A 21,807-nucleotide genomic window follows, 5' to 3' on the forward strand; every position below is an offset into this window, starting at 1 on the left:
ACCGCCGGCCCTGGCCGGGAGACCCTGGGGCTTATTCAGCCGGGGCCAAACGGGTAGCCGGTGCGGCTTCCACGTCCGGGGACGGGTTGGCCAGCTCCCGGGTCAGCTTGTCCTGATCCAGCGCACCTTCCCACTTGGCGACCACCAGGGTGGCGACGCCATTGCCGATCAGGTTGGTCAGGGCGCGGGCTTCGGACATGAAGCGGTCAACACCCAGGATCAGCGCGATGGAGGCAACCGGGATATGGCCCACCGTGGCCAGCGTGGCCGCCAACACGATGAAGCCGGAACCGGTGACCCCCGCCGCCCCCTTGGAGGTGAGCAGCAGCACGGCCAGGATCGACAGTTCCTGCCAGATGGTCAGGTCGGTGTTGGTGGCCTGGGCCAGGAAGATGGCGGCCATGGTCAGATAGATGCAGGTGCCATCCAGATTGAAGGAATAACCGGTGGGCACCACCAGACCGACGACAGACTTTTCCGCCCCCAGCTTCTGCAATTTGGTCATCAGACGCGGCAGCGCGCTTTCAGAGGAGGAGGTGCCGAGCACGATCAGCAGCTCTTCCTTGATGTACTTGATGAAGCGCCAGACGGAGAAGCCGGTGGCGCGGGCAACCGCGCCCAGCACCAGGAAGATGAACAGCAGGCAGGTGAGATAGAAGGCGGCCATCAACTGACCCAGCGACACCAGCGTGCCGACGCCATACTTGCCGATGGTAAAGGCCATGGCACCGAAGGCACCGATGGGGGCCACCTTCATGATGATGCCGACGATCTTGAAGAAGACGGTCGAGGCGCTGTCGATCATGTGCAGCAGCGGGCGGCCGCGCTCACCCATGGAATGCAGGCCGAAGGCGAACAGGATGGCGATGAACAGCACCTGCAGGATCTCACCTTCCGCGAAGGCACCCACCACCGTGGAGGGGATGACATGCATCAGGAATTCGATCGTGCCCTGTTCCTTGGCCTTGGCCGTATAGGTGGCAATGGCCTTGGTATCCAGCGTGGCGATATCGACATTCATGCCGGCGCCCGGCTGCCACAGATTGACAACCAGCAGACCGATGACCAGCGCCAGGGTAGTCAGCACCTCGAAATAGATCAGCGCCTTCAGGCCGACGCGGCCCACCTTCTTCATATCCTCCATCCCGGCAATGCCGTGGACGACGGTGAAGAAGATGATCGGCGCGATCAGCATCTTGATCATCTTGATGAAGGCATCGCCCAGCGGCTTCATGGCGGTGCCAAGCTCGGGATAGAAATGCCCAAGCGCGATACCGATGGCGATCGCCGTCAGCACCTGGACATAGAGGCTCTGATAGAACTTCTTGGGCTTTGGTGCTGCCACGGCACCACCGGTCATTTCCTGGGCCATTCTTTGCCTCCCGTTTAAACCATGACCACCCCGGACAGGAAAGGGCGGCTTGGGAGCCTTATAGGCACACGGCGTGCCAACCGGCCGGGTTGGGAGGCCATCCTGATAATCGTTTGAAACAAAACAATTTCGCGTTTGCAAAAAATCTATGCTGCGCTGCGGGATTTTCTGACATTCCGGAAAACCAGACAGGCGGCTTTCCGGAATGTCAGACTATGTAGTGCGGTGGCGTGGTACCTTGCCAGCCACAGCGGGCAGCCGATATGGATGTCAGATCATATCTGGATGGAACCAATGCGCCGGAAATATCTGCTGTTCCCTCTGCTGGCCCTGCTGTCGCTGACGGCGTGCGATGGTGATACCAGTCTGGATATCGGCCCGGCCCTGGCGGCCGGGGGTGGCATCGCGCTGGGGCCGGCGCTGGCCCTGAATGGCGGGCATGTCTGCATCGCTGGCGGCAACAGCAAAGCCAGCGATCTGGCCAGCGCGGAAAATGGCGAACCGGGCCAGCGCGCCACCGCCATGCTGACCCGCCGACCCCTGCCGGGGGATGGCAGTGTCTGGCTGCTGGTGATCGATGCGCGGGATGCCGGCAATGACCATCGGGTGCAGCTGCGCAGCGGCGGCGACTGGTTCTTCGTGCCCCGCCCCCTGGATGGGACAGCAACCGGCCTGCCCGCCTGGCTGCGTTCCGCCACCTGCGCCCCGGCCGGCACCGCCCAGCTGATTGAGGTGAAAACGGGGGCAAAGCGCGCCGGCCGCAGCTATATGCTGGCCACGCAATAGCGGCCGCCATCCGCCCACCTGCCGTGTGGGCGGAAAAATTTTTCATTTTCCCCTGTCCCCTTTTTCCACGCCCCACCCTCTTACCCTGGTGAGAGGCGACATCCGCCTGTCAGCAGAGCGGCAGAACGGACACAAGAAGACGTCACAGAAAAATAACAAATATAAACTTGTTCGAACCCCGTAAAAATAAGTATCCGTCACTCTTTTTCATGGGAAAACACTTCCATGGATGAAGAGAATGACCAATATCATGAAGATTAATCGTGCATTTTATCTGGTTCTCGCGGCGGGCGTTTCCGCCCTGTCCTTATCTGCCCAGGCACAGGTGGCCAATGGCGCCGATGCCGGTGGTGACGTACTGGAAGAAATCATCGTCACCGGCTTCCGGGGCAGCGTGGCCAAGGCGCGCGACCTGAAGCGTGATGCCGTCGGCAGCCGCGAAAGCATCGTCGGTGACGATGTCGCCGCCTTCCCCGACCTCAATCTGGCGGAATCGCTGCAGCGCGTGCCCGGCATCACCATCACCCGTGATGCCGGTGAAGGCCGTCAGGTCTCCATGCGCGGCCTGGGGCCGGATTTCACCCGCGTGAAGCTGAACGGGATGGAAGTGCTGGGCACCACCCAATCCATCGACAGCCGTGGCGGCACCAACCGGTCCCGCTCCTTCGATTTCAACCTGTTCGCCTCTGAACTGTTCAACCGGATGGATATTGTCAAATCCACCTCGGCGGAAGAGGAGGAAGGCGGCATCGCCGGCGCCATTGATCTGCGCACGGCCAAGCCGTTTGACTATAACAAGTTCACCTTCTCGGCCGCCGCCAAGGGCTCCTATAGCGCCAATGCCGACAAGGTGGACCCCCGCGGCGCGGTGTTGATCGCCGATACCTTCGCCGATGGCCGCTTTGGCGCGCTGGTCTCCGCCGCCTACAGCAAGCGCAACACGGTGGAGCAGGGCTACAGCACGGTGCGCTGGGCGGCTGGCGGCTGGACACCGGGCAATATTTCCAACAGCATCGATGCGGCCACCAAGACCCGGCTGCTGAAGACCTCCAGTGCTGCCGATGCGCTCTATTACCCGCGCTTTGCCCGCTATAATGAATATGTGCATGATCAGGACCGGCTGGGCGTGACCGCCGCCTTCCAGGCCAAGCCGGCCGACTGGGTGCAGATGGATCTGGACCTGCTCTATGGCAAGCTGAAGTCGGACCGGCGCGAATATAATTTCGACGCCTTCGCCTTCAGCACCAACAACACCAATGGCAGCGGCAAGGGCCTGCCGGAAATCAAGGTCGATGACGTCACCATCGACCGCAACAACATCATCGCCGGCAAGTTCCGCGATGTGGATGTGCGCTCCGACAGCCAGCTTTACCAGGATGAAACGGATTTCCGCGCCGCCACCCTGAACACCAAGCTGACGCCGACCGAAGACCTGACCATCAATCTCTATGGTGGCTATCAGGAAGCCAAGTTTACCGACGATCAGCAGGGGATGTATGTTTTCTCCCCCAATACCAGCTTCAGCTATGATTTCCGCCAGAATGACAAGGTGGCGGCGCAGACCTATGGCATCAATGTCACCGATCCGGCCGCCTGGCAGTTCTTCCAGGCCCGGTTGCGCGACCAGGCCGTGGATAACCGCTTCCGCACCGTCCGGCTGGATGCCAATTACGCCCTGACGGATGAGTTCCATCTGAAGGGCGGCCTGGATTGGCGCCGTTTCACCTATGACAGCACCAGCCACGCCTTTGATTCCATCACCAACCTGAATGGTCGCGCCCTGCGCGGCGTTTCCCTGACCGATCCGGCGCTGGCCGGCACCTTCACCACCACCCCCTATAAGTTCGGCAAAGGGCTGGACGCACCGGCCGGCACGCCCACCGGCTGGATCGTGGCCGATCTGGATAATGCCTTTGCCAAGCTGGGCACCGGCGCTGTGGTCAAGCCCGTCTCCTCCGGCTTCCCGCAGGGGGTGGCGGAAACCACCAAGGCTGCCTATGTGCAGGCCGATTGGGATCGCAGCCTGTTCGGCCTGCCGATGAAGGGCAATATCGGCCTGCGTGCCATCCGCACCGAAACCTCCGCCTATGACCGCGACCCGTCCTTCCCGGCCGTGTCGATCAGCCGTTCCTATACGGACTGGCTGCCCTCCTTCAACGTGGTTCTGGAGACCAGCGAGGAGACGCGGGTGCGCTTCGGGGCCAACCGCAATGTCACCCGGCCCAGCCTGAACTCCCTGGTGCCGGCCATTTCCAGCGTCAACACCTCGGGCAAGACCATCACCTATGGCAACCCGGACCTGGACCCGTTCCGCGCCGACAGCGTGGATATGTCGGCCGAATGGTATTTCGGCAAGCAGGGCATCCTGGCGGCCCAGCCCTTCTACAAGAAGGTGAAGAGCTTCATCGTCGATGGCGTGCAGACCATGACCTTCCGCCAGTCCGGTCTGCCGACCTCCCTGGTGCCGGCCGACGATCTGGATGTGACCTACAGCTTCAACCAGCCGGTCAATGGCAAGGGTGCCAATATCTATGGTCTGGAACTGATCTATCAGCAGGGGCTGGATTTCCTGCCGGCCCCGTTTGACGGGCTGGGCTATATCCTGAACTATACCTATGCCTATTCGCGGGCGGAATTCCAGCCGGCGGCGGGCGTGACCAAGAAGTACGACCTGCCGGGCCTGTCGCGTAATTCGGCCAATGCCACGCTTTATTATGAAACGGATGTCTATGGTGGCCGTGTCTCGGTCAATTACCGTGACGGCTATCTGCAATCCATTCCCGGCGGCAATGGCAATGACGTCTCCGGCTATCACAGCTCGCTCAACCTGGATGTCAGCCTGTTCTACAATATCAATGAAAAGCTGAAGGTGACCCTGGAAGGGGTGAACCTGACCAACCAGGCCGAAGACCAATATGTGGACTCGGTCGGCGACCGGGTTTACAGCTTCACCCGCAGCGGCGCGCAGTATCTGCTGGGCGTCCGTTACAGCTACTGAGGTAAGCACCCGGCAGCGACCGCCGCCGGCAATTGAGGGCCATGATCAGAACCAAGAAGTTCTGATCATGGCAACAGGGTACAAGCGTATGGGGAACGGGAGCGGGGTAATCCTGTCGATGATGGGCCAATCCACGATCATCGCAGACCTGATGGCCGGCCATCGCCGGCTGCTGACCTATATCCGCAACCGGATTCGCAATCCGGCCGATGCGGAGGATGTCTATCAGGAAACCATGGTCCGTATGCTGGAGCGCGCTCGGGCGGGCGGGCTTCAGCAACCCGTCCCCTATGCGTTGCGGGTGGCGCACAGCGTCATCCTGGACCGGGCAGCGCTGCCCGCGTCCGATCTGCTGGACGAAGATATTGCCTGCGACCAGCCGGGGGCCGAACAGCGGCTTTCCGACCGGCAACGGCTGGCCGCCTTCAAACGCGCACTGGATGCCATGCCGCCTTTGCGGCGGGAGGTGTTCACCCGCAAGCGTATCCAGGGGCAGAGCCGGGAGGAGATCGCCCAGGCATTGGGCATGAATGAGGAAGCGGTGAAAAAACATCTGACACGGGCGCTCGCACAATTGGCCCGTTCGCTGGAGGAACAGGATTGCGACGGGCCGCAGGCCGGCACGGTACGGCGGGTGGCGCGATGAACCGCTTCGATCTGGAGATTGACGCCGATCCCGCGCTGGAGGAAGCAGCCGACTGGCTGCTGGGGGAAGGGGAATGGACGCCGGAGCGCCAGGCCCGTTTCCTGGCCTGGCTGTCGGCCAACCCCGCCCATGCCCCGGCCATGGAACAGGTGCGCGCCACCTGGCATGACCCCGTTCTGGAACAATTGCTGCGGCAGGCGGCGGCCGAAAGGGTGGTGCCCTTCCCCAGCCGGCCGCTGGCGAAGGCACAGCCAGCTAATAATATAACGGGGCTGGACCGGCGGCGCCTGCTGGCGGCGGGGTTGGCCGGGCTGGCTGTCATGGGGGCCGGGGGGCTATGGCTGCGTGGCACGCCAGCCCAAGCCTATGACCTGAGCAGCCCACACGGACAGCGGCGGGACGCCATCCTGCCCGATGGCAGCCGGCTGGTGCTGGACGCGGCCAGCCGGGTGACCGGGCGTTTTGGGAACAGACAACGTCTGCTGACCCTGCTGGAAGGGCAGATGGCGCTGGCCGTCACGGCGGCCGAGCAGCCTTTCCGGGCCGGTGCTGGCGGGCTGGAGCTGGAGATGCCGGATGGTGCCTTCACCCTGGACCAGGCCGCCGGCCGGCTGGACCTGTCTGTCACCACCGGCCGTCTGCAGGCCCGGCTGGCCGGCCGAACCTATGATCTGACTGCCGGGGAACGGCTGCTGACCGCGGGCGACCGGGCGGAACGCGGCCGCTTGACTGATGCGCCTTCCTTCCAGCAAGGCTGGCTGGTGGTGCATGAACAGCGGCTGGATATGGTGCTGGCTCGCCTCGCCCGCTATACCCCGACGGGGTTGCGGCTGGCGCGGGCGGAATTGGCGGCGCTGCCCGTCAGCGGTCGCTTCGCCCTGGATCGCCCGGCCGACAGCCTGCGCCTGCTGGCCCGGCTGCACAAGCTGCCCCTGGCAGAGACAGCGGACGGCATGGTGCTGGGATAAGAAAGCCATTTGTATCGTAAGTGCCCGCAGGTTTTAGCGATTAAACCCTGCGGGCGCTGATAGACACCCGCGCTGTCAACCGTGCGATGTTCAGCCAAAAGGTGTGAGCACCAACTCCGGCGCGACTCGCCATATAGATTACGGTCAGATTGATAATCTACTTGTAGGTTACAATAAATTAATCATTATAAAAAATGATACAATATAATTTAAATATAGAAAAATAATTACTATCTTATAAAATAATCATAAATGATTTTATTTAGAATCGGAAGAGCTTGGATTTTTATTGATCGCATACCGCGACGATAGACACGGCGTGAGATCTGCGATATAATAATTTTTCATTTTTAAGACCTACCTTGGCAACGTTCCTTAGAAAGATCACTCCCAATGTTGACGACAGTTTTGGGGGCCAGTTGGCTGGTTCTGGATCTGCCATTTCCCTGTGAAATTCATTGTCGAGAGATATATAAGACAGAAGATAACGATAAATATAAAGTTCTTTTTATGCATACGGAGCCTTTGGATTTTTGCATAAATCACGACCTTCTCTCAGAGTCTCATAAATATTTTGACCTTATAATCAGTTGCCATCCACAACATTTGAATTTTTCAAATTCCGTATTTGATGTTTATGGCGGCATATGGGTCAAATCCCTGCCGCAGCTGAAGAGCTTTTCGGTGAGTTTTCTTTATAGCCTTGGCCTGATTGGCATTCAGGTCAACGGTTATGCAGAGCGCACAGGCGTTATGGAGAATGCCGATAAAATCAATATTCCCAAACGCTTCTATCGTAGCCGGCGGGTTCCGCCAGGGGTGGCAGATCATCTGCCGCATCTGGAGGGGGATCGCAAAGACCAGCTCTTCGAATCCATGTTTCATGTTTGCATCGAAAACACACGACATGAAAATTACTTCACTGAGAAGCTATGCGACTGTTTTGCCACGTATACAATACCCATATATTATGGCTGTCCGAATATAAGTAAATATTTTAATATGGATGGCATTATTGTTGCTGATTCCCATGCACATGCTGTGGAAATAATTAACAATCTTTCCCCCGCTGACTATTGGCGTCGGATGGATGCAATGCGTGATAATTTCCGCCGCAGTCAGCGATACTGGGACTGGGTGGGTCGGTTACGCAGCTTAATTCTCCGCGAGCATACCAAGGCAAACCGCCTTTTGACAGATGATGAAAGCCAGAGCTTATGACGCGTGTTATTGATCTAGCTGAATTCCAGCTCGGTGTGCTTGTTGAAACCGGAACGGGTCTGGGGGATCGCGTCATAGAGGCGATGCGCCTGGGTTTTCCTGCTATTCATAGTATTGAGTTATTTCATGATGTCTTTTCTGTCGCCCATGGAAGAATACAACAGGCGGCCAGTATTTCGCCTACGCCGAGCCGCATCATGCTTTATCAGGGCGATTCGGTAACATCGCTGCCAGCGATCTGCGCATCGGTCAAAGCTGGGATGGTTGATGCCATAAGTGGCATGATTGTTTTCTGGCTTGATGCCCGGCCATTCCGTCTTCCGGACGGGCAGCTTCTGGCAGGTTCCACGCCTTACCCATTACTGGAAGAGCTGCGGATTATCCGCACGATGTTTCGCGACAGTTTGTGGACGCCCGTTATCTTGATCAACGGGATTTCGGAGTCATTGGCTGGAATTCAAGCCAGCGGAATGGAAATTACTCTTTCTTCTGTAAAGGAAATTATTTATTCAATCGAGGCTGAGTATTCGATTGAAACTGTCCGTATCGCATCCACGATTTCAGAGGGTTTACCGGAAACAGAGGATGTGCTGATAGCTTTTCCTGCGTGGTTCGTGGAATCCCGTCGGCAATATACGCAGCCCGATCCCTGACCGATCCGCTCTAATGAGGTGGCACCCGAAGGCAGCCCCGGGCTGCCCCTGTCGCAGGGGCAGCGCCACGGAACTGTCATGTATGCGCCCCTATAGTCGCTGGCCTTTGACCAGCCGATTGTCTGCCACCCATGCCCCAACGGGTCGCCATTTCACGGGTTCGCCTCTGCCTGGGTTTGACCCTGGCGCTGGCCTGTTCGCCCGTGCGCGCGGCAGAACCCCAGATACCCGCCATGCCGGCCGGCCCGCTGGAACGCACCCTGGACCAGCTGGCCGCCGCCAGCGGTCTGGCGCTGGTGATGCGGCCAGCCGATATGGCCGGGCGGCAGGCCCCGGCCTTGCCGACATCCCTGTCGCTGGGGGAGGCTTTGGCCCGGGTCTGCGCGCCGGCCGGCCTGTCCTGTGTACTGGAAGCGGGCGGCATCCTGGTATTGCCGGCAGCCCCCGCCCCCCGCAAGGCCGCCGCCCTCCCCCCTTTCCCATCCACCCCGGCGGAGCCGATGGAGGAACTGGTGGTGACCGGCCGGCGGGGCATCACCCCCCTGGACCGGCTGGACCTTTCTTATTCCCTGTCGTCACGCGGGCTGGAAGAGTTGGCCGGCATCCCCCGCTCGGCCGGGGGATCGGCCCTGCTGGTGGGCATTCCCGGCATCTGGGCCGACACATCCGCTGGGGTGGCCGCCAACACCATCCGGGCGCGCGGCATTCCGCTGGATGGCTACAGCGGCATCGCCGTGCTGGAAGATGGGTTGCCGGTACAGCAGGATGTCAGCCTGCCCTGGGCCGATGTCGACCAGTTCTTCCGCCTGGATGATACGATCATCCGCAGCGACTATGTGCGGGGCGGACCCGCCTCCCTGTTCGCCAGCGGTGCCCTGGGCGGTACTTTGAACCTGACCACCCGCCCGGCGGAGCAGGCGGGCGGCAGTGCCGCCATCACCCTGTCAGACCGGCAGCTGCGCCGGCTGGATGCGCAGATTGCCGGCCCCCTGTCAGCAAGCGAGGGGGAAGAGGGCTGGTCGGCGGCATTGGGCGGTTTCTGGGCGCGCGATGCCGGGGTGCGCGACCATGTGGCACCGTTGCAGGGCGGACAGGTCCGGCTTTCCCTGGCCCATCCGCTGGAAGGCGGGGCATTACGCCTCAATCTCCGCCGGCTGGATGACCGGACCTTCAACACCTCCTCCTTCCCGCTGCGGCTGGAGGGCGGAGAGGTCTCGGCACTGGCGGGGTTCGACCCGCTCTATGGCAGCTGGTTCGGGCCAGACCTCTCCCATCTCCGCCTGAAAGGTTGGGCAGATCAGGGCCAGGCGGTTCCCTTCGGGCGCAACAATGTCAACCGGCTGACCGCCGGCACCCTGCTCTGGGATCAGTCCCTGAGCGGGGGTACCAGAATGTCGGTGAAGGCGCGTCTGCGCCAGTCGGATACCGACCGTTATTCCATCGCCTCGGCTGGCCCGCCCTTGACCGGCGTGGATTTACTTTCCGGCCTCTCCCCCCGCTTTGCCGGTCAGACAGCCTGGACCCTGGCCTATAGCGATGATGGATCGGCGGCCGCCCCCGGCCGGCTGGTGGCCCGTGTCAGCCCGACCCTGGCCAGCATCAGCATCCGCGAGGCTGTGCTGGACCTGTCTGTGGGCCAGCGCACCGGGGACGGGGATCGCGGACATGATTTTACCGCCGGCCTTTATGCCGCCGGCACGCGGTTCAATTATCGCCGCCGCATCGCCAGTGCCCTGGTGGAGATGCGGGAATCACCGCGCCTGCTGGACGTGCTGGCCCTGGCGGGTGACGGCCGCATCCTGGGTCGGGCGACGGATGGCGGTGTGCTGAACCCGCTGGCCACCTACGAACATACAACCGGGGAAAGCGGCACCCTGGCACTCTATCTGGCCGATGAATGGCGCGTTGCCCCCGGCTGGCGCCTGGATAGCGGGGTGCGACATGAAAGATTGGGCTTCAATGGCACTGTCGAGCCATGGACCCTGGTTGATCTTGGTGACGCCGCCACCCTGGCCGATGACGCGGTCGCCCAGGGCACCGGGGAGGAAAAGGGGTTTGGCCGGCATTTTGCCGCCACCGCGCTTTCGGTCGGGCTGATGCATCGACTGTCGCCCGATACCGGCCTGTTCGCACGCGGAACCTATACATTCCGGATGCCGGGACCGGGTAATTTTCGCAATGATACCAATCCGCCGGGATTGGGGGTGCAGCATGTCTGGCAAGGCGAAGTGGGGCTTAACCATCGCGAGCGGCTGCCGGCGGCGGGACAGCTGCGCCTGAATGCGACCCTGTTCTGGAATGATTTCCGCAACATCGCCTTCAGCGATCAATATGATGATGAAGCGGGCCGACTGGTGCGCCGCACCTTGAACGCCAAGGCCCGCACCGTCGGGCTGGAACTGGAGGCCGACTGGCAGCCCGCGCCTTGGTTTGATCTGGCCGCCGATGTCACGCTCCAGGATGCCCGGTTCCGCCACTATCTGTTCCGCCAGTCATTGGCGGAGGGTGGATTTCGGCTTCAAAATTACAATGGCAACCTGCCCCGCCGCATCCCCCGCGCCATGATGGGTATCCGCCCGCAATGGCTGTTCCTTGATGGGATGCTGACGGTACAGGCAGACTGGCGCTATCTCGGTCGCCGCTATGGGGACGATGCCAACAGCCTGCCCCTGCCATCGGCACGATTGCTGGGGGCCGGGCTTGTCGTTCGCCCTGCGGAGGGGGTGGAACTCTCCCTGCGGGGCAGTAACCTGACCAATGCGCTGGCCGTGATGCAGGGTGATGCGAACAGCGGGGAAATTCTGGCCAGACGCAATGGCAACCTGATCACGGCCCGTACCCTGCCCGGTCGGGCCGTAGAATTTTCCCTGCGGGTTTCATGGTAAACCGCCGATAAGGGCCGTGCGGTTCAGGTTTCCAGCATAGCCGCAGCCGCTTCCCGGCGGATGGCATCCCGCAGCCATTGGATGGGTGGCGGGGTGGGGCCGATATCGGGTTCCAGGAAGGTGAAATCCAGGCTGATGACGGGTGCCACCGGGCGGGTCACCACCCCCAGCCGGCGATAAAGCCGGGCCGAAAACGGCTCCACGATCGACAGCCCCAGACCCGCCGCGACATAGGCATACATCGGCATGGATTGCTGGCATTCCAGCATCCGCACCGGCTCCACCCCCGCAGCCAGCAGGGCGGCATCAATACCGTTCCACAAGGCATCGGCCTCATGCATCGGGCCGATGAACCGCTCCCCCGCAAGGTCGGTGATGCGCACCACTTCCTGTGCCGTCAGGCGATGGGCGGGCGGCAGGGCGCAAAGATAATGGGCACGGGCCAGAAGCTCGGTACGGATGCCATCGCGCGGCGGGGCGGTGACGCCGATTCCCAGATCAGCCTGTCCCAGAAAAAGGCGATCTTCAACACCGCGATGGCCCAACACCTCCACCGTCACCTTCACATCGGGGTAAAGCGCCTGGAAATCCGCCAGGACCGGCGGCAGAACCGTGATGGCGAAGGTCGGCAAGACAGCCAGCCGCACGGTGCCCACCGGATGCGCCCGGATGCGACGGGCGGCCTGGGCCAGCATATCCAGCCCAGTGAAGGAACGCTGCACCGCCTCAAACAGGGTTTCGGCCTGTTTGGTCGGATGCATCCGGCTGCCCCGCCGGTCAAAAAGCTGAAAGCCCACCGCATGTTCCAGATCGGCGATCAGTCGGCTGACCGATGGCTGGGAAATGGACAGCATGGCGGCCGCGGCGGTTACCCCGCCGCTCATCATCACTGCCCGAAACGCCTCAATCTGTCGCATTCTCATGCACCCATAGTATTCACGTATGGGCGACCAAAGCAATTGGATTGGAGCGAATACCCCATTTTGTAAGAGGATATTTTCAATAACAACACTTCATGAAGTGTGAATATGGGTTTCGAAGCACAGCGCGAACAGTTCCGCCAGGAAGGCTATGCCGTGTTCGAACGGGTGCTGACGGGCGAATTGCTGGATATCCTGCGCAGCCAATGTGCGGAGATGGTGGCCCGCGCCGATGCGCATCTGGATGCGCTGGGGGTGGATAGCGACGGGATCACCCACCGGGGCAATCGCTATTTCGCCGGGGAGTGCCAGCGGGTGCAGCCGGCCCTACGCCGGATGCTGTTTGCCCCAGTGATGGCCGATATCTGCCGCACCACCCTGGGGGATGAGGCCTATTTCTTCTATGACCAATATGTGGTGAAGGGGTCCGGCGGCGGCATGGCCTTCGCCTGGCACCAGGATAGCGGCTATGTCGTTGGCAATGGCGGGCCGGCGGATCACGCCCCCTATCTCACCTGCTGGTGCCCGCTGGATGATGCGACAGTGGAAAATGGCACCATCCGCCTGCTGCCCTTCAGCCGCGTGCCGGCCAGCCGCGACGGCATCGTCCCCCATGTGCGCCAGCCGGGAACCAACGATCTGGTCGGCTGGGCCGGGGATGATCAGGGTGTGGTGATTGAGGCCAAGGCCGGCAGCGTCGTCGCCTTTTCCTCCCGGTTGCTGCACGCCTCCGGCCCGAACCACAGCGACCAGATGCGGCGCGTCTATCTGGCGCAATACAGCCCGGAAGTCATCCTGAACCCGGGCACCCGACAATTGCGCCGCGACGCCATCCCGCTGCTGCGCAGCGGGCGGCAGGTGACCTTCGGCTGAGCAGGTTTCACTATAAGAGCAAGGAGATGAAAGGGCATCCGCAGGTTATCTGACCGGTGGGCGGCCAAGAATGATGATCCATCCCAATCAATCCAGCCCCGCGCATCCCTTCCGGATGCCCATTTCCCTTCACCCCCGGCATGAATTTCATGACCGGGTGTTTGGCATTTTAAAATACAACACCAAAAATTTTGTAATTATTTGCATTCCACATTTTTTCCATTTAATTCCTATTGACGATATAGGAATGAAACGGCACGATCCCGGCCACGTCACACGATGCTTGTGTGAATTCTGGGGAGCCTGAAAAGAAATGACACAAAAGACCTTGACGCTCTGGACCCACCGCGCCCTTACCGGTTCGCTGCTGATGGGCGCCACCGCGCTGGCCCCGCTGCCCGCCCTGGCCCAGGCCAGCGGCGATGCCCCCCTTGTGCTGGAAGAGATCATCGTCACCGCGCAGAAGCGGACCCAGAACCTGCAGGACGTTCCGGCCTCCGTCGCCGTTGTCCCGGCCAGCGTGCTGGACAACCGGCCAGGCACCAATATCGAAGGGTTGCAGACGCTGATCCCGTCGCTGAATTTCCGCAAGGGCGGCACGGCGCTGGACAGCTCGCTGTTCCTGCGCGGGGTCGGCACCATCAATTTCGCCATCGCGGCGGAAAGCAGCGTCGCCTTCGTGCTGGATGGGGTGGTGCTGGCCCGCGCCGGCGAAGCCTTCGGCGACCTGTATGATGTGGAGCGGATCGAGGTGCTGCGCGGTCCCCAGGGCACTTTGTTCGGCAAGAATGCCTCTGCCGGCGTGGTCAATCTGGTGACGAAGCGGCCGGGCGATAAATTCGGCGGCACGGTCGAACTGACCGCCGCGCAGGGCCGGGAATATAAGGGCAAGGTCGCCGTCGACCTGCCCTTGTCCGAAACGGTGCGCGCCCGGCTGACCGGTTTCACCGGCACCTATGATGGCAATATCACCAACCTCTATACCGCCGATCCGGCCGCCAAGAAGTCCAAGGTCAATGGCTATGACCGCAAGGGCGTGCGCGGCGTGGTGGAATGGGATGCCACGGAAAACCTGAAATGGACCTTCATCGGCGATTACCGCAAGGCCGATGATGACAGCCTGGCGGAGGTGATCGGCAGCAGCCCCACGGCCGGCCCCAACCAGGCGGCCTTGCTGTCGCTGCTGTCCGGCGTTGATCTGCGCGGCGACAAGACCCGGCAGGTCCGCCATAATGAGGCCAGCCTGTCGCAGGAAGAAGGCTGGGGCTTCTCCGCCCAGGCCGATTATACGCTGGGTGACCATACCATCACCTCCATCACCGCCTGGCGCGAATGGGATATCTGGGGCCAGCGCGAAGGCGATTGGCTGGACCGCACCGCCGCCTATGTCGGCAATGCCTTTGCCCAGTTGCATGATTACGGCCCGCAGGACAGCCGCACCTTCAGCCAGGAACTGCGGCTGGCCTCCCCCTCCGGCCAGACGCTGGAATATGTGGCCGGCGTCTATTACGCCAATGCCAAGGCCGACCGTACCTTCACCCGCGATACCACCGTCTGCACCGCCACCACCCTGGCGGTGGATGCCACGGGGCTGCGCCCCTGCCTGCCCGGTGCCTCCACCTATGTGGCCGGCACCTCCACCGCCACCTTCGGATCAAAGAGCGAGAGCGTGGCCGGCTTTGCCCAGGGCACGCTGCGCCTGACGGACCAGCTTTCGGCCATCGCCGGCCTGCGGCTGACGCATGACAAGCTGGAAACCTATCACAACCGCATCCCATCCAGGGCGCCGATCGATCTGCCGGGTATCCGCCGCGACCTGTCCGGCTGGCAGGACGAGGCGTCGAAGGACAATATTTCCGGCAAGGCCGGCCTTGCCTATCAGGTGAGCGAGGCGGTATCGACCTATGCCACCTACAGCCGGGGCTATAAGGGCCCAGCCTTCAACGTCTTCTTCAATCAGGCCGCCAATCAGCGCAACCTGATCGAGGCGGAAACCGTGGATGCCTATGAGGTCGGGCTGAAATCGGAACTGTTCGGCCGCCGCGCCCTGGTGAACATTGCCGGCTTCTGGTCGAAATATGATAATTTCCAGGCCAATAATTTCGACACGCTGAACGGTATCGTCATCACCCGCCTGACCAATGCCGGCGAGGTTTCCACCAAGGGGATCGAGCTGGACAGCCAGTTCCGCGTGACGCAGGATTTCAACCTGTCGGCCGGTGTCGCCTATACCGACGCGCAGATCGACAAGTTCCGCGATGCCAGCGGCGTGCTCAGCAATGCCCGCAAGGGCGAACCGCTGCCGCTGGCCCCGAAATGGAAGCTGTCGGTCAGCGGCGATTACACCATCGCGCCTGACAATCTGCCCGTCGATTTCCACCTGACCGGCAGCTACAGCTATACCAGCGGCCAGACCTCTGACCTGGGCAACAACCCGCTGCTGCATATCCATGCCTATGATCTGGTGAATGTCGGCATCGCCATTTCGGACAAGACGGACCGCTATCGGCTGTCGCTGTTCGTGAATAACCTGTTCGACCAGAGCTTCCCGCTGCAGATTGTCACCGGTGGTCCGGGCGGGGCCCTGCGTTACGTTATCCCGCGTGAGGCGGATCGCTATGCCGGCGTTTCCTTGCGCGTGAAGTTTGGGGATTAATATGGTGCAGGCTTCCAACAGACTTTCCCGACGTTCCCTTTTGTCCGCCGCCGGGCTTGGCGGGCTGGCCCTGTTGGCCGGCTGCGGCAAGGGGGATGACGGGGCGGCGGTGGTCCGTGTCGGCTATCAGAAAAATGGTGTGTTTCTGCTGGCCAAGCAGCGCGGTGAATTCGACAAGGCGCTGCTGCGGGCGGGTGCCGCCAAGGTGGAATGGCTGGAATTCGCCGCCGGCCCGCCGCTGTTGGAAGCCCTGGCCGTGGGCGGGATCGATCTGGGCGGGACGGGCGACACCCCGCCCATCTTCGCCCAGGCGGCCGGTGCACCGCTGCTCTATGCCGCTGTGCAGAAACTGTCCGGCAAGGCGGGGGGCATCCTCACCCAGGCCAATTCCGGCATCAACAGCATCGCCGACCTGAAGGGGCGCAAGCTGGCCTTCACGCGCGGTTCATCGGCCCATAATATCGCAGTCGTGGTGCTGGAAAGTGCCGGGCTGACGCTGGATGATGTGCAGGTGGTCAATCTGGGGCCGGCGGATGCGGCGGCGGCCTTCGCCCAGGGCGGGATTGATGGCTGGGTGATCTGGGACCCCTATTACACGCTGGCGCAGCAGCAGAATAATGCCCGCATCCTGTTGCCGGGCGGGGCATCGGGCACCGGTGGGGCCGCCTATGCCCTGGCCCACCGGGATTTCGCCGCCAAGCGCCCTGCCCTGCTGGCGGCAGCGCTCGACGCCCTGGCCGCCGATGGCCATTGGGCCGAACAGAACCGCGGCGCGATGGCGGAGCTGATGGCCAGGGAGACCGGCCTGTCGCTTGAGCTGCTGCGCGATACCGTGGAACGGGCTGATTTCGCCTATACGCCGATCACGGCGGAAGTGATTGCCGCCCAACAGACGGTGGCCGACCGGTTCCACCGGCTGGGCATCATCCCTGTGCCCGTGAAAATCGCTGATGCCGCCTGGACGGGATGGAAAGGCGCATGAGCCGTTTTCAAGATCGCAAGGAACGCTTCCCCCTGGCCTGGATTGTGCCGGGGGTTTTGCTGTTTCTGTGGCAGGTCAGCGCCAGCCTGGGCTGGCTGCCGGCCAATATCCTGCCCGCCCCGTCTGCGGTGCTGGCCGCCGGCTGGGCCTTAACCCTGGATGGCACCCTGCCGGCCAATCTGGGCGTCAGCACCTTGCGGGCGCTGGCCGGGCTGGTGATCGGCGGGGGTATCGGTTTTGGCCTCGGCCTGCTGACCGGCCTGTCCCGCCTCAGTGAGCGGTTGCTGGACCCCACCTTGCAGATGGTGCGCAATGTGCCGCATCTGGCGCTCATCCCCATGGTCATCATCTGGTTCGGGATCGAGGAGGAGGCGCGGCTGTTCCTGGTGGCGCTGGGGGTGTTCTTCCCCATCTATCTGAACACGCTGCACGGCATCCGCAATGTTGACCCTCAATTGATTGAGATGGGGCGGGTCTATGGCATGTCGCCCCGCCGGCTGTTCCGCCGCGTCATCCTGCCGGGTGCCCTGCCCTCCATCCTGGTGGGCTTGCGCTATGCGCTGGGCATCATGTGGCTGACGCTGATTGTGGCGGAAACCATCGCCGCCAAATCCGGCATCGGCCATATGGCTATGGCAGCGCGGGAATTCATGCGCACGGACGTGGTGGTGCTGTCGATCCTGATCTACGCCCTGTTGGGCAAGCTGGCGGACAGCGCCACCAAGGCGCTGGAACGGCGCTTCCTGCGCTGGAACCCGGCCTATCGCCGGTGATGGAGGGGATGATGAGCAAGCATAAGGGTGCCGCCCTGACCCTCTCCCAGGTGAGCAAGCGGTTTGGGGATACGGACGTACTGCATGGCATCGAGCTGTCCATCGAACCGGGCAGCTTCGTTGCCATCATCGGCAAAAGCGGCTGCGGGAAAAGCACGCTGCTGCGGGTGATCCTGGGCCTGGAACCGGCCAGCACGGGCACGGTGAGCAGCGACAGCGACGCCGCCCATGCGCGGCTGGTGTTCCAGGAACCGCGCCTGCTGCCCTGGGCCAGTGTTGCCGCCAATGTGGCGGTGGGGCTGGGCGACCGCGGCGACGGGCCGGAAGGAACCGCCGCCGCGCGCGAGGCCCTGGCCGATGTCGGGTTGGCCACCAAGGCCGATGAATGGCCCAGCACCCTGTCGGGCGGTCAGCGTCAGCGCGTAGCGCTGGCCCGCGCCCTGGTCAGCCACCCGACCCTGCTGGCGCTGGATGAGCCGTTGGGTGCCTTGGACGCGCTGACCCGGATCGAAATGCAGTCCCTGCTGGAAAATGTCTGGCAGGCGCAGGGCTTCACCGCCCTGCTGGTCACCCATGATGTGGGCGAGGCGGTGGCCCTGGCCGACCGCGTGCTGCTGATCGATGCGGGGCGGGTGGCGCTTGACCAACCCATCGACCTGCCCCGCCCCCGCCGCCGGGGCGATGCCGCCTTCGCCGCCCTGGAAGGGGCGATCCTGGAACGGCTGCTGGATGCGCCGGCGTCAGCGGAAGCCCGCTGACGCCATGCGTGAAGGCTCACCCCACATTCAGTTCGGCGAATTCCACCACGCGCTTTTCCCGCGCACTGATCTCCGCCGCCGTGCCGATGGCGACCGCGCGCAGCCCGTCGCGCGCCGTCACCTGTACCGGCGCGCCCTTCTGGATGGCATCGATGAAGGCGCGCTGCTGGAAGTAGGTGGCGCCATGGTGGGAACCGGCGGCCAGCACCGTTTCATCCACGCCGATGATGTTCCGCTCCACCCGCTTGGGCTGGCGGAAACCGACGCGCGGGCTGAAGACCAGTTCGCCGGACGGCACGAAGACTTCCAGCTTGGCCTTGTCGCCGGTGGCGGCAATCTCCTCCTGCTGCTCCGCCCCATCGGCGAACATGCAGAGGTCCAGCATGGCGCGCACACCATTGTCGAAATCAACGATGGTGTAGCTGTTATCGATGATATCCGGCCGTTCGCCGCCATAGCGTTCGTCCAGATGGTTGACGTCCATGGCCCCCGAACAATGGATGCGCACCGGTTCCGCCCGCACAATCAGGCGCATCAGGTCGAAGAAATGGCAGCATTTCTCCACCATGGTGCCACCGGTATTGCGGCTGAACCGGTTCCAGTCGCCCACCTTCTGCAGAAAGGGGAACCGGTGTTCGCGCATGGCCAGCATCACCAGCCGGCCGACCTTGCCATCATGGATCTGGCGGATGAACTCCGCCGCCGGCGGCATGAAGCGGTATTCCATACCGACCCAAAACACACCCCGGTGCGCGGCTGCCCGGTCGGCCACCCGCTTGGCATCGTCGAGATCGGAACAGAGCGGCTTTTCGCACAGGATATGCAGGTCGGTGCCGAACAGCGGCCCCAGCACATCATGATGCGTATGGTTGGGGGAAGAAATGATGACGGCATCGAGATTCAGCCCCGCCGCCAGCAGGTCCGGCACATTGGCGAACTGCGCCACGCCCGCCGCCCGTTCCCCCAGCGCCGCCGCCGCATAGCGCAGGGAGGACGGTTCCGGGTCCACCAGCGCCACCAGTTCAGCCTCCGCGAACAAGGCCAGATTGGTCAGATGTTCGACACCCATCATGCCGGTACCGATCAGCGCGAACCGCAACTTAGACATCAAGTCACCCAATTCCCATCGAGAGATGCACAGCCATCCGAATGGATATGAAGGAGAACTACCAGTGAATAAGATCATTGTCCATCAAGAATATCGCCCCATTATTGAAAATGCACCGTCCATTTCTCCATTTGGCTGGGGAATGTGGCGCTTTCGTGGAACGAATATTGACTCTGCGCGCGATCTTGCTGTAGCGGCATTGGAAAGCGGCATTACTTTATTCGACACCGCCGATGTCTATGGCCCGGATAATCTGGAAACCTTTGGCGCGGCAGAGGCCCTGTTCGGTCAGGTGCTGAAGACCACGCCGGGGCTGCGTGACAAGATCGTGCTGGCCACCAAGGGCGGCATCATCCCCGGCATCCCCTATATCTCGCGCGGTGATTACCTGATCCGCGCGGCAGAGGCCTCGCTGGCTAGGCTGCAAACGGATGTGATCGACCTTTATCAGGTGCATCGCCCCGACCTGCTGGCCCACCCGGCGGAAGTGGCGGCTGCGCTGGACAAGCTGCGCCAGGACGGCAAGATCAAGGCCGCCGGTGTTTCCAACCACAGCCCGGCCCAGGTGGCGGCGCTGCAGGCGCATCTGCCGTTCAAGCTGGTGTCCATCCAGCCGGAATTCTCCCCCCGCGCCGTGGATATCCTGTTTGACGGGGTGCTGGATCAGGCGATGGAACGCGATCTGGCCGTACTGGCCTGGTCGCCGCTGGCCGGTGGCCGCCTGCTGGGTGCGACGGATGACGCGCGCACCCTGGCCGTCATCGCCGAACTGGACCGGATCGCCGCCGCCAATGGCGTGGGCCGGTCGGCGGTTGCCTATGCCTGGATTTTGGCCCACCCGTCGCGGCCCATTCCGCTGATCGGCAGCCAGACCCCGGCCCGCATTCGGGAGGCCACGGACGCCTTCAAGGTGCAGTTCACCGATGCCGACTGGTACGCCGTGCTGCAGGCGGCCATGGGCGGGCCGTTGCCCTGATCCAGCCCGACCGCCCGATACGCACCCTTTGCGAAAGGTCCGCCCGCATGTCCAGCCGCCCGCTTGAAGTCGCCTGGTTCTCCGCCCTGTGCGACGATGATTTTGAGTTCCTGGGTCAGCCCGACCCGTCCCTGCAATCCAGCTTCGACCATTGCCGCACCATCGCCCAGACGGCGGACAAGCTGGGCTATGATAATCTGCTGCTGCCGTCCGGCTATCAGCTTGGCATCGACAATGTCGCCTTTGCCGGCGGCATCGCGCCCTTGCTGAAACAGATCAAGCTGCTGCTGGCCATCCGCTGCGGGGAGTTCTGGCCGCCGCAGATCGCCCGGCAGGTGGCCACGCTCGACCAGATGCTGGGCGGGCGGCTGACCGTCAACATCATCTCCAGCGACCTGCCGGGGGAGAGCCTGCCGGCCGGCCCCCGCTATGACCGCACGGTGGAGGTGATGAACATCCTGCGCACGCTGCTGAATGGCCAGCCGCTGGATCATCAGGGGGAATTCTATAAGCTGACGCTGGAGCCGCCCCGCGTCCGCACCGTTTCCGGCCGCTGCCCGCCGCTTTATTTCGGCGGCCTGTCGACGGAGGCGCGGGAGGCCGCGGCCAAGGCGGCCGATGTCTATCTGATGTGGCCCGACACGCTGGACGGCATCGCCGGCATCATCAGCGATTTGCGGGCGCGTGCCAGCCAGCACGGCCGGACCTTGCGGTTCGGCTATCGCGTGCATGTGGTGGTGCGGGAAACCGAGGCGGAGGCCCGCGCCGCCGCCGACCGGCTGCTCTCCAAGCTGGATGCGGATACCGGGGCGGCCATCCGGGCCAAGTCGCTGGACGCCCAGTCTTACGGTGTGCGCCGCCAGGCGGAGTTGCGCGAGGCCGCCAGCCAGCAGGATGGCTATATCGAGGAAAATCTCTGGACCGGTATCGGCCGCGCCCGCTCGGGCTGTGGGGCGGCCATTGTCGGCGACCCCGATCAGGTGCTGGCCAAGCTGAAAGCCTATCACGCGCTGGGGCTGGAAGCCTTTGTGCTGTCCGGTTATCCGCACGCGGCCGAATGCGACCTGTTCGGCCGCCACGTGCTGCCAGCCTTACGCCAGTGGCAGCAGGCCGGTTGACTGTCCGGCCCCGGTGAGAATGTCTCACCGGGGCCACCGCCAGAAGATGACGATCCGTGCCTACAGCGTCCCGCGTGCGGCGATGTTGCGCATCGACTTCACGTCCTGATCCTT

Annotated in this window: 17 protein-coding genes; 14 read left to right on the forward strand and 3 right to left on the reverse strand. The window is 62.6% G+C overall.

All coding sequences use genetic code 11. From position 1 onward, the window contains the following. Window positions 1-31: 31 nt before the first annotated feature. A complete protein-coding gene (locus tag PCJ49_RS21350; RefSeq protein ID WP_089289180.1) occupies window positions 32-1,360 on the reverse strand; it encodes a dicarboxylate/amino acid:cation symporter in 1,329 nt (442 codons plus the stop codon). Between the two features lie 306 nt (window positions 1,361-1,666). On the opposite strand from PCJ49_RS21350, the gene PCJ49_RS21355 reads away from it, so the two are divergent. The 7 genes from PCJ49_RS21355 (at window position 1,667) to PCJ49_RS21385 (ending at window position 11,529) form a co-directional block, all read left to right on the forward strand. Then, entirely contained in the window at window positions 1,667-2,158 is a 492-nt protein-coding gene (locus PCJ49_RS21355; protein WP_269912737.1) for a hypothetical protein, read from the forward strand. Window positions 2,159-2,408: 250 nt separating this feature from the next. After that, a complete protein-coding gene (locus PCJ49_RS21360) occupies window positions 2,409-5,156 on the forward strand; it encodes a TonB-dependent receptor (RefSeq protein WP_269912738.1) in 2,748 nt (915 codons plus the stop codon). 118 nt (window positions 5,157-5,274) lie between these two features. Further along, window positions 5,275-5,802, forward strand: coding sequence for a sigma-70 family RNA polymerase sigma factor (locus PCJ49_RS21365; RefSeq protein ID WP_269912739.1), 528 nt, complete (start codon window positions 5,275-5,277; stop codon window positions 5,800-5,802). Continuing rightward, window positions 5,799-6,770, forward strand: coding sequence for a FecR domain-containing protein (locus PCJ49_RS21370; RefSeq protein ID WP_269912740.1), 972 nt, complete (start codon window positions 5,799-5,801; stop codon window positions 6,768-6,770). The genes PCJ49_RS21365 and PCJ49_RS21370 overlap by 4 nt, the downstream gene beginning before the upstream one ends. Window positions 6,771-7,163: 393 nt before the next feature. Continuing rightward, on the forward strand, window positions 7,164-7,991 hold the full coding sequence (locus PCJ49_RS21375) for a glycosyltransferase family 10 (protein ID WP_269912741.1): 828 nt from the start codon (window positions 7,164-7,166) through the stop codon (window positions 7,989-7,991). Continuing rightward, on the forward strand, window positions 7,988-8,644 hold the full coding sequence (locus PCJ49_RS21380; RefSeq protein ID WP_269912742.1) for a hypothetical protein: 657 nt from the start codon (window positions 7,988-7,990) through the stop codon (window positions 8,642-8,644). Before PCJ49_RS21375 ends, PCJ49_RS21380 begins: the two co-directional genes overlap by 4 nt. A gap of 131 nt (window positions 8,645-8,775) precedes the next feature. Beyond that, entirely contained in the window at window positions 8,776-11,529 is a 2,754-nt protein-coding gene (locus PCJ49_RS21385) for a TonB-dependent receptor (RefSeq protein WP_269912743.1), read from the forward strand. A 23-nt stretch (window positions 11,530-11,552) separates the two neighbouring features. On the opposite strand, the gene PCJ49_RS21390 is transcribed toward PCJ49_RS21385, so the two are convergent. After that, window positions 11,553-12,446: a LysR substrate-binding domain-containing protein gene (locus tag PCJ49_RS21390; RefSeq protein WP_269912744.1), complete on the reverse strand. Its 894-nt coding sequence runs from the start codon at window positions 12,444-12,446 to the stop codon at window positions 11,553-11,555. Window positions 12,447-12,557: 111 nt separating this feature from the next. Between PCJ49_RS21390 and PCJ49_RS21395 the strand changes: the two genes are divergently transcribed. From PCJ49_RS21395 to PCJ49_RS21415, 5 genes are all read left to right on the forward strand, one after another. After that, a complete protein-coding gene (locus tag PCJ49_RS21395; RefSeq protein ID WP_269912745.1) occupies window positions 12,558-13,322 on the forward strand; it encodes a phytanoyl-CoA dioxygenase family protein in 765 nt (254 codons plus the stop codon). 313 nt (window positions 13,323-13,635) lie between these two features. Further along, window positions 13,636-15,978, forward strand: coding sequence for a TonB-dependent receptor (locus PCJ49_RS21400; RefSeq protein ID WP_269912746.1), 2,343 nt, complete (start codon window positions 13,636-13,638; stop codon window positions 15,976-15,978). A 1-nt stretch (window position 15,979) separates the two neighbouring features. After that, window positions 15,980-16,960, forward strand: coding sequence for an aliphatic sulfonate ABC transporter substrate-binding protein (locus tag PCJ49_RS21405; protein ID WP_269912747.1), 981 nt, complete (start codon window positions 15,980-15,982; stop codon window positions 16,958-16,960). Beyond that, on the forward strand, window positions 16,957-17,733 hold the full coding sequence (gene ssuC / locus PCJ49_RS21410; protein WP_269912748.1) for an aliphatic sulfonate ABC transporter permease SsuC: 777 nt from the start codon (window positions 16,957-16,959) through the stop codon (window positions 17,731-17,733). Before PCJ49_RS21405 ends, ssuC begins: the two co-directional genes overlap by 4 nt. Before the next feature lie 8 nt (window positions 17,734-17,741). After that, the gene (locus PCJ49_RS21415; RefSeq protein ID WP_269912749.1) at window positions 17,742-18,491 is read left to right on the forward strand and encodes an ATP-binding cassette domain-containing protein; all 750 of its coding nucleotides are present in this window, start codon (window positions 17,742-17,744) and stop codon (window positions 18,489-18,491) included. A gap of 16 nt (window positions 18,492-18,507) precedes the next feature. Here PCJ49_RS21415 and PCJ49_RS21420 read toward each other — a convergent pair whose 3' ends face one another. Continuing rightward, complete coding sequence (locus tag PCJ49_RS21420) at window positions 18,508-19,599, reverse strand: Gfo/Idh/MocA family oxidoreductase (protein ID WP_269912842.1); 1,092 nt, start codon at window positions 19,597-19,599, stop codon at window positions 18,508-18,510. 142 nt (window positions 19,600-19,741) lie between these two features. On the opposite strand from PCJ49_RS21420, the gene PCJ49_RS21425 reads away from it, so the two are divergent. Both PCJ49_RS21425 and PCJ49_RS21430 read left to right on the forward strand, forming a co-directional pair. Next, a complete protein-coding gene (locus PCJ49_RS21425; RefSeq protein ID WP_269912750.1) occupies window positions 19,742-20,575 on the forward strand; it encodes an aldo/keto reductase in 834 nt (277 codons plus the stop codon). Window positions 20,576-20,622: 47 nt separating this feature from the next. Beyond that, on the forward strand, window positions 20,623-21,693 hold the full coding sequence (locus PCJ49_RS21430) for an LLM class flavin-dependent oxidoreductase (protein WP_269912751.1): 1,071 nt from the start codon (window positions 20,623-20,625) through the stop codon (window positions 21,691-21,693). The last annotated feature ends 114 nt before the right edge of the window (window positions 21,694-21,807 follow it).

The organism is Niveispirillum sp. BGYR6 (assembly GCF_027568365.1).
Classification (GTDB): domain Bacteria; phylum Pseudomonadota; class Alphaproteobacteria; order Azospirillales; family Azospirillaceae; genus Niveispirillum.

What these genes read in the sequence shown, in the direction of transcription:
- PCJ49_RS21365 (WP_269912739.1), top strand. Translation starts at nt 5,275, where the DNA reads ATGATGGGCCAATCCACGATCATCGCAGACCTGATGGCCGGCCATCGC.
- PCJ49_RS21375 (WP_269912741.1), top strand. Translation starts at nt 7,164, where the DNA reads ATGTTGACGACAGTTTTGGGGGCCAGTTGGCTGGTTCTGGATCTGCCA.
- PCJ49_RS21415 (WP_269912749.1), top strand. Translation starts at nt 17,742, where the DNA reads ATGATGAGCAAGCATAAGGGTGCCGCCCTGACCCTCTCCCAGGTGAGC.
- PCJ49_RS21385 (WP_269912743.1), top strand. Translation starts at nt 8,776, where the DNA reads ATGCCCCAACGGGTCGCCATTTCACGGGTTCGCCTCTGCCTGGGTTTG.
- PCJ49_RS21400 (WP_269912746.1), top strand. Translation starts at nt 13,636, where the DNA reads ATGACACAAAAGACCTTGACGCTCTGGACCCACCGCGCCCTTACCGGT.
- PCJ49_RS21430 (WP_269912751.1), top strand. Translation starts at nt 20,623, where the DNA reads ATGTCCAGCCGCCCGCTTGAAGTCGCCTGGTTCTCCGCCCTGTGCGAC.
- PCJ49_RS21350 (WP_089289180.1), bottom strand. Translation starts at nt 1,360, where the DNA reads ATGACCGGTGGTGCCGTGGCAGCACCAAAGCCCAAGAAGTTCTATCAG.
- PCJ49_RS21380 (WP_269912742.1), top strand. Translation starts at nt 7,988, where the DNA reads ATGACGCGTGTTATTGATCTAGCTGAATTCCAGCTCGGTGTGCTTGTT.
- PCJ49_RS21390 (WP_269912744.1), bottom strand. Translation starts at nt 12,446, where the DNA reads ATGCGACAGATTGAGGCGTTTCGGGCAGTGATGATGAGCGGCGGGGTA.
- PCJ49_RS21395 (WP_269912745.1), top strand. Translation starts at nt 12,558, where the DNA reads ATGGGTTTCGAAGCACAGCGCGAACAGTTCCGCCAGGAAGGCTATGCC.
- ssuC (WP_269912748.1), top strand. Translation starts at nt 16,957, where the DNA reads ATGAGCCGTTTTCAAGATCGCAAGGAACGCTTCCCCCTGGCCTGGATT.
- PCJ49_RS21355 (WP_269912737.1), top strand. Translation starts at nt 1,667, where the DNA reads ATGCGCCGGAAATATCTGCTGTTCCCTCTGCTGGCCCTGCTGTCGCTG.
- PCJ49_RS21370 (WP_269912740.1), top strand. Translation starts at nt 5,799, where the DNA reads ATGAACCGCTTCGATCTGGAGATTGACGCCGATCCCGCGCTGGAGGAA.
- PCJ49_RS21425 (WP_269912750.1), top strand. Translation starts at nt 19,742, where the DNA reads ATGTGGCGCTTTCGTGGAACGAATATTGACTCTGCGCGCGATCTTGCT.
- PCJ49_RS21360 (WP_269912738.1), top strand. Translation starts at nt 2,409, where the DNA reads ATGAAGATTAATCGTGCATTTTATCTGGTTCTCGCGGCGGGCGTTTCC.
- PCJ49_RS21405 (WP_269912747.1), top strand. Translation starts at nt 15,980, where the DNA reads ATGGTGCAGGCTTCCAACAGACTTTCCCGACGTTCCCTTTTGTCCGCC.
- PCJ49_RS21420 (WP_269912842.1), bottom strand. Translation starts at nt 19,599, where the DNA reads ATGTCTAAGTTGCGGTTCGCGCTGATCGGTACCGGCATGATGGGTGTC.